Origin of the sequence: Thermosynechococcus sp. OHK43, assembly GCF_014466085.1 — a bacterium.
GTDB lineage: Bacteria > Cyanobacteriota > Cyanobacteriia > Thermosynechococcales > Thermosynechococcaceae > Thermosynechococcus.
In genome coordinates this window covers 1-7377 of the sequence record NZ_JACOMP010000047.1, presented here as the reverse complement: position 1 = coordinate 7377, position 7377 = coordinate 1, and the positions used below count along the sequence as shown (strand labels likewise).

General features: G+C 53.7%; 7 protein-coding genes, 2 rRNA genes and 1 pseudogene. 6 read left to right on the top strand and 4 right to left on the bottom strand.

The genetic code is table 11. The features are described 5' to 3' along the window. From H8Q75_RS02130 to H8Q75_RS02105, 6 genes and pseudogenes are all read left to right on the top strand, one after another. Window positions 1–416 (top strand): annotated as a pseudogene (locus H8Q75_RS02130) (DNA mismatch repair protein MutS); the annotation flags it as partial. A gap of 49 nt (window positions 417–465) precedes the next feature. Continuing rightward, complete coding sequence (locus H8Q75_RS02125; RefSeq protein ID WP_024125232.1) at window positions 466–1692, top strand: MFS transporter; 1227 nt, start codon at window positions 466–468, stop codon at window positions 1690–1692. Between the two features lie 77 nt (window positions 1693–1769). Continuing rightward, on the top strand, window positions 1770–3560 hold the full coding sequence (locus H8Q75_RS02120) for an AarF/ABC1/UbiB kinase family protein (protein WP_225871804.1): 1791 nt from the start codon (window positions 1770–1772) through the stop codon (window positions 3558–3560). 23 nt (window positions 3561–3583) lie between these two features. After that, complete coding sequence (locus H8Q75_RS02115; RefSeq protein ID WP_024125234.1) at window positions 3584–4306, top strand: Stp1/IreP family PP2C-type Ser/Thr phosphatase; 723 nt, start codon at window positions 3584–3586, stop codon at window positions 4304–4306. Between the two features lie 15 nt (window positions 4307–4321). Then, window positions 4322–4501, top strand: a complete 180-nt coding sequence (locus H8Q75_RS02110) for a hypothetical protein (protein ID WP_024125235.1) — start codon at window positions 4322–4324, stop codon at window positions 4499–4501. 34 nt (window positions 4502–4535) lie between these two features. Next, window positions 4536–5669 (top strand): cob(I)yrinic acid a,c-diamide adenosyltransferase, encoded by a 1134-nt coding sequence (locus H8Q75_RS02105; protein WP_024125236.1) that lies wholly within the window; start codon window positions 4536–4538, stop codon window positions 5667–5669. Here H8Q75_RS02105 and H8Q75_RS02100 read toward each other — a convergent pair. The 4 genes from H8Q75_RS02100 to H8Q75_RS02085 all read right to left on the bottom strand — a co-directional run. After that, complete coding sequence (locus H8Q75_RS02100) at window positions 5666–5989, bottom strand: metalloregulator ArsR/SmtB family transcription factor (RefSeq protein ID WP_051372825.1); 324 nt, start codon at window positions 5987–5989, stop codon at window positions 5666–5668. The genes H8Q75_RS02105 and H8Q75_RS02100 overlap by 4 nt on opposite strands. A gap of 381 nt (window positions 5990–6370) precedes the next feature. Next, on the bottom strand, window positions 6371–6616 hold the full coding sequence (locus H8Q75_RS02095) for a hypothetical protein (protein ID WP_041429152.1): 246 nt from the start codon (window positions 6614–6616) through the stop codon (window positions 6371–6373). Window positions 6617–6745: 129 nt separating this feature from the next. Then, window positions 6746–6862, bottom strand: a 5S ribosomal RNA gene (rrf, locus tag H8Q75_RS02090). 146 nt (window positions 6863–7008) lie between these two features. Then, window positions 7009–7377: ribosomal RNA gene (locus tag H8Q75_RS02085) — 23S ribosomal RNA — on the bottom strand; the annotation flags it as partial.

Sequence of the window (7377 nt, the reverse complement as noted above, 5' to 3'; positions counted from 1 at the left end):
TGGATGGGTTGAGCCTCAGTAATCTGAGCACCATTCAAGGTATTCCGTCCGCGTGGGTTCATGGCTTGACCCCTTTGGCGACCACCCTCAAATCCCGCACTATTTTTGCCACCCACTACCACGAACTCAATCAACTGGCAACGCTCCTGCCCAATGTGGCCAACTATCAAGTTGTCGTCAAAGAACTCCCCAACGAGATTATTTTTCTACACCAAGTGAAGCCCGGTGGTGCCGATCGCTCCTACGGCATTGAAGCCGGACGCCTTGCCGGCTTACCTCCAGTCGTGATTCAACGCGCCCGCGAAGTGATGTGCCAAATCGAGAAGCACAGCAGAATTACCGTGGGACTGCGCAAAAGCCCAATGAGTGACCCCCCAACCGCCCCTGAGATCAATCAGGGGGAGCTGCCCTTTTAATTCCTTAGCTAGAATAGAGATTGTAACGTTTTGTTAACAAGGGGAATTTGTGGTTGTCCTGTTAAAGCTCGCCCCACCCCTACGGCAAACGCTCCTGCGGCTGATCTTGGCAGGTCTGTTGTTTTGGTCCAGCATTGCTGCAATGTTGCCTACCTTACCCCTCTACATCGCTGCGAAGGGGGGCACGCCCCATCAGGTGGGGTTTGTCATGGGTGCCTTTGCCGTGGGGCTGCTGGGTTCTCGCTCCTGGTTAGGCCCCCTCGCCGATCGCCGCGGACGCAAAATGACCCTGCTCATTGGCCTCGCCGTGGCGGCGATCGCCCCCCTATTTTACATCCTCAGCCACAACCTACCGCTCCTGATGGCGGTGCGCCTGCTCCATGGCGTGAGCATTGCCGGCTTTACCACCGGTTACATGGCTCTGGTGACGGATATTGCCCCACCCCAACATCGCGGCGAAATCATTGGCTACACTAGCCTTGTCCATCCCATTGGGGTAGCCCTTGGGCCCAGTTTGGGCAGTTGGCTGCAAATCCACTACGGCCATGGCTGGGTCTTTATGATTGCCAGCACACTGGCCGCCTTCGGCTTCATGACTGCCGCAGGGGTGCGGGCAGTGAATAGGGCGCAGGAGGCTCTCCAGCCGCCTCCAGAGAAAACCCTCTTTTGGCGGTTATTGCTGTCAGAACGGCTGCGGATTCCTAGCTTAGTGATGTTGAGTGTGGGCTTGACCTTTGGCACGATCGCCACGTTCATTCCCCTCTTTATGGCAGCCGAGCAGTTGGGGGTATCCCCAGGTCTGTTTTACGCCGTCGCGGCGATCGCCAGCTTTATCGGTCGTGTCCTGACGGGTGCTGCCTCCGATCGCTGGGGACGAGGCATTTTCATCTCCGCTAGCCTCGCCGCCTACGTCATCTCAATGGTGCTCCTCGCCCAAGCCCAAACCGCTTTGGATATCCTCTGGGCAGCGATTCTTGAAGGTCTTGCCGGCGGTGTCCTGATTCCGATGGTGGCTGCCCTCATGGCCGATCGCTCCATCCCCCAGGAGCGCGGACGGGTTCTCAGCCTCAGTTTAGGCGGTTTTGATCTGGGAATGGCCCTAGCGGGTCCCCTGCTGGGGGGACTGGTTGAGCATTGGGGCTATCGCCTCATCTTTCGCATGGCAGCAGTCTTTAGCCTCTTGGGGTTGACCTTCTTTTTAACCGCCAGTAGTAAAAGCCTGCCCGATTCCCTGCGCTTTGCCCTCGGCATGGGGCGCGATCGCTATGCCCTATAGCCTACTATTTTTTGGGATCGCCCTCTTGGCTGGAACAAACGGCGCAAGCCCCCTTAAGAGAAGATGGCCTGTCGCTGATGTATCCCCTCTTCAAGAAAAGGGCGGTATCCTTAGGGATTCGTTACAATTTTTTGAGATCACCCACTAGGGAAAAACGCGTGTCCACAGCAGCTTCGGCCAATTTGACCCCCACCGGCAAATCCTACCGTTGGAATCGCGAGCGTTACTCGAAAGCGCGGCGCTTCTTTGATATTTGGTTTTTTGTCTGGCGATTTCTCTTTGGCCGCTGGCTCCTCACCCAATCTTGGAGCTACTGGGGCGGTAAGACCGATGCCAAACGGGCGGCGCGACGCCGTGCCCAAGCCATTTGGATTCGTGAAACCTTCCTTGACCTTGGCCCCACCTTCATCAAACTGGGGCAGCTGTTTTCCACCCGCGCCGATCTCTTTCCCAGCGAGTACGTCGAAGAACTCAGTAAGCTTCAAGACCGCGTCCCCGCCTTTAGCTACGAGCTAGTTGCAAAAATCATCTACGAGGACTTTGGCCGCCCCATCCCTGAACTGTTTCGCAGTTTTGACCCCATCCCCATGGCTGCCGCTAGTCTTGGCCAGGTTCACAAAGCCCAACTGCTTTCTGGGGAAGAGGTGGTGGTCAAAGTTCAACGCCCCGGCCTACGGCAGCTCTTTGACATCGATCTTGCCATTCTCAAGGGCATTGCCCAGTATTTTCAGAACCATCCCAAATGGGGTCAAGGGCGGGACTGGATGGGCATCTACGATGAGTGTTGCCGCATTCTCTACGAAGAAATTGACTACCTCAACGAGGGACGCAATGCCGACACGTTCCGCCGCAATTTTCGGGATCGCGAGTGGGCCTGTGTTCCACGCGTCTATTGGCGCTACACCTCACGGCGCGTCCTCACCCTTGAGTACCTACCGGGAATTAAAATCAGCCACTACGAAGCCCTCGAAGCGGCTGGCCTAGACCGCAAACGCCTAGCAGAACTGGGTGCCAAGGCCTACCTCTATCAAGTTCTCAACGATGGCTTTTTCCACGCTGACCCCCATCCGGGCAACATTGCCGTCAGCCCCAACGGCCAACTCATTTTCTATGACTTTGGCATGATGGGGCGCATTCAACCCGTCACCCGCGATAAACTGCTGAAAACATTTTTAAGCATTGCCCAGCGGGATGCTGAACAGGTGGTACAGTGCCTTGTAGAGCTAGGGGCGTTGGTACCCACAGGGGATCTAGGGCCAGTGCGGCGCTCGATTCAGTATCTCCTCGACAATTTCATGAACCAGTCCTTTGAAACCCAATCGGTGGCTCAAATCAGCGATGACCTTTACGAAATTGCCTATGACCAACCCTTTCGGTTTCCTGCCACATTTACCTTTGTGATGCGCGCCTTTTCCACCCTCGAGGGCGTGGGCAAGGGACTGGATAAAGACTTTAACTTCATGCAAGTTGCCCAACCATTTGCGACCGAACTTATGACCAACGGAAACTTTCCCGATCCCAGTAATGGCAGTCTTTTCTCAGAACTGAGTCGGCAAGCCGCTCAAGTGGGCAGCAGTGCCATTGGCTTGCCCCGTCGCCTTGAAGAAGTACTCGATAAACTTGAAAATGGTGACCTGCGCTTGCGCGTCCGTTCCAGTGAGAGCGATCGCATTCTGCGGCGCCTGAGTAACATTAACTTAGGGCTAAATTATGTCGTGCTCATTGGCAGTTTTTCTTTGGCGGCAACAATTTTATTCGTCAACCAGTATCTTTTCCTCGCAGGTGTGGCAGCCGCGTTAGCGGTATGGTTTGGTATCCTCTATTGGCGGCTAATGGTTAAACTCGATAAGTATGAAAAAATGTTTTAGCAAGAAACCCAGGACAGGGGGGCATGGACGTTGCTGGCTTAACTGACTGTGGTCTGATTCGCAAAAGCAATCAGGATGCTTTTTATATTGACGAAAAGCATCACCGCTTTTTTATTGTTGCAGATGGCATGGGAGGACACGCCGGCGGCGAGGAAGCCAGTCGTTTAGCCGTTGATCACATTCGGCAGTATCTGGAGACCCACCTCAAAGACCTGCAGCACGACCCCGTCACTCTCCTGCGCCAAGCCTTTCTTGCAGCCAATCATGCCATTGTTGAGCAGCAGCGCCAAAATACTGCCCGTGCCGATATGGGTACCACGGCTGTGGTAATTCTAGTTGATGAAAAGGGCGATCGCGCTTGGTGTGCCCATGTGGGCGACTCACGCATCTACCGCTGGCGTAAAGACCAGCTCCAGCAGATTACCAACGACCACACGTGGATTGCCCAAGCTGTACAGTTGGGGAGTTTGACACCTGAACAGGCGCGGCAGCATCCGTGGCGTCATGTACTCTCTCAGTGCCTAGGCCGCGAAGATCTCACCCAAATTGATATTCAACCCATTGATCTAGAGGCGGGCGATCGCCTGCTGCTGTGCAGCGACGGCTTGACCGAAGAACTCACTGATGATGTCATCAGTATCTACCTCAGTGAACCCGATGTCGAAAAGGCAGCGACTGCCCTTGTGCACGCAGCCAAAACCCATGGCGGGCATGACAATGTCACCGTCGTTGTTATTGGTATTTAAGGGTATTTAAGGCCTATGCAAACGGAATTTATCCGTCTCAGCCTACCGCGACACAGCCTTTCCCAGCCCTTCCATGACGCCATCGAACAAGCCCTGCAAGCCCATGGTCAACCCCTCCGCTGGGCAATTACTGGCACCACCCCCACTGATTTAACGGTTGAAGCCGTTGTTCTCAAAACCCCACTCCGCCCTTGATACAATCCCTCTAGGTTCTTTTATTCATGCTCCTATGACCCGTGCAGGTATTGGCATTCAAACCGCTCAGATTCGCCCCGGCCGAGTGAGCGGTCAACTCCACGTCTATGACGGTACCGGTAAAGGAAAATCTCAAGCGGCTCTTGGAGTTGTTCTGCGCTCCATTGGTCTGGGTATTGCCTCTGCATGGCCCACTCGGGTACTGCTGTTGCGCTTTCTGAAAGGACCCGGTCGTGCCTATGCCGAAGATGCCGCCATTGAAGCTCTGCAACGGGGGTTTCCCCACTTAATTGATCAAGTACGAACAGGACGAGCCGAATACTTCACTGCTGAGCAAATTACCAAATTCGATCGCCAAGAAGCACAGCGGGGCTGGGACATTGCCAAAGGGGCGATCGCCTCTGGTCTCTATTCTGTCATTGTTTTAGATGAACTCAACCCTGTCTTAGATTTAGGCCTTTTGTCCGTTGATGAAGTCGTCAACACCCTCCGCCGCAAGCCCGAACACCTAGAGATTATTGCCACTGGCCGAGGTGCCCCTGCCCAACTCCTGCAAATTGCTGACCTCCACTCCGAGATGCGTCCCCTTGTGCATCCTACGGCTCAAGAACAGGGCATTGAGGGGATTGAAATCTATACGGGTGACGGCAAAGGCAAGTCCACCAGTGCCCTCGGTAAAGCCCTTCAGGCGATCGGCAAAGGAATTAGCCGCGACCAATCCCACCGTGTTCTGATTCTCCAATGGCTCAAGGGGGGGCAAGGCTATACCGAAGATGCAGCGATCGCTGCCCTCAAGGAAAGCTATCCCCATTTAGTGGATCACCACCGCTGTGGTCGGGATGCCATTGTCTGGCGCGGTCAACAGCAGGAAATTGACTACATCGAAGCCGAACGCGGCTGGGAAATTGCCCGAGCTGCCATTACCTCCGGGCTTTACAAGACAATTATTCTCGACGAACTCAACCCCACCGTTGACCTTGAACTTCTCCCCGTCGAACCCATTGTGCAAACGCTCCTGCGCAAGCCACGCACCACTGAAATTATCATTACCGGTCGCTGCAAATATCCCCCCGCCTACTTTGAACTCGCCAGCGTTCACTCAGAGATGATCTGCCACAAGCACTATGCCGAGAAGGGCGTTGATCTCAAGCGCGGCGTTGATTTCTAAGAACAGACACGAGCCGGCACTATCTCTCCCACTCTAAACTGCTGCAAATAGGCAATCACAGTTGCAAATTGGGGCCGATTTAAGCGGTAATAAACCCACCGCCCCTGTTGGCGCGACAGCACGAGATTGGCTTGCCGCAGTGCCCGCAGATGAAACGAGAGCTTTGAGGGCCTCAGGTGCAGACGTTCGCACAGATCACAGACGCACAGTTCCTCCCGATGGAGGATCTCAATCACTTTCAAGCGCAAGGGTTCCCCAAGGGCATGGAAGGCCAACTGAATCTCAGCGGGATATTCCTGATGAATCTCTGAAGCAACCATCACTGCACTGAACAAGGAACACCAAGGGGCCAGCGAAACTGCCCCCTTGTTTGAGCCGTATTCCCAGGTTTAGGCACTCGACTCCGATCAATGGTTTGGCGCAATTGATCCAATCCTACTTGGTCCAGGCGATCATCTGCTGTCGTCCACAAACGCAAATTGGTACTCCCCTGTTGGGGGTGGCTCCAAGAGGTCAACTATTGTGTCTTTTCATCTACGTCAAGCAAATCCCAATCCCTGCGACTTCCCCCGACGTTTGCGTAAGCAAAGCCGCAAACTCCTTCGCAGTCATGAAGCCCGTGTAGGGGTCATTTAATGCTGCAACATTCCCTGAATGGCCCCATAGGCCTGCTCCCGCAACATATAGGGCTGCCCCAAAAGTTAGTGCCCTACTGCCAACCAATCCACCTGATTAAATGATTCATCCACATATTCCTGCTGCACAATTTGCCACACCTCATCCACCAACATCTTGACATCTTGGGACTGTTCTGCATTTGTCCATAGCTGGGTAACCCCACCAACGGCACCGCCGTAACCACCGACGAACCCACTAGCACCCAATGCCGAAGACCCATCAAACGCACAAATTAAGGCATAGCCCTGAAAACCTTTTGAGAAGAGCAATATTTGATGCAATATAAGCCGAATTACCCGTCAATGTCACTCCCCTATCCAAAACCGATAATCCCTTAAACATTTCTTAAAAATCAGGACCCCACCTAGAAAACCTAGATGGGGTAGTTTGAATATTTTGCCTAGCACCGAGCTATTTTTGCAGGAAGCGACCCTCCAACTATCTTCACCGCTGCGACGTTTCACCTCTGAGTTCGGGATGGATCAGTGTGGTTCCGCCGCGCCATAGGCACTAGGCAAAGCCTTGATTTTGATTCGAACTGAGAACCTAGACTGGAGAACTGCTAGATAAATTCAGCAAAAATAAGCTTGCAACTGAATAACCTTTCAACTAAATAGCGATAGCCAGGAGAATTACTTTATTCAGACACCTGTTGATTGATGAGGTCAAGCCCTCGGTCTATTAGTACTCCTAGACTTCATCCATTACTGGACTTCCATCGAGAGCCTATTAACGGGTGTTCTACCCGTGACCTTACTGGCTTATGCCATGGGAGCACTCATCTTGAGGTGGGCTTCCCACTTAGATGCTTTCAGCGGTTATCCACTCCGCACATGGCTACCCTGCGTTTACCGTTGGCACGATAACAGGTACACCAGAGGTGCGTTCCTCCCGGTCCTCTCGTACTAAGGAGGACTCCTCTCAATGCTCCTACGCCTGCACCGGATATGGACCGAACTGTCTCACGACGTTCTGAACCCAGCTCACGTACCGCTTTAATGGGCGAACAGCCCAACCCTTGGGACGTACT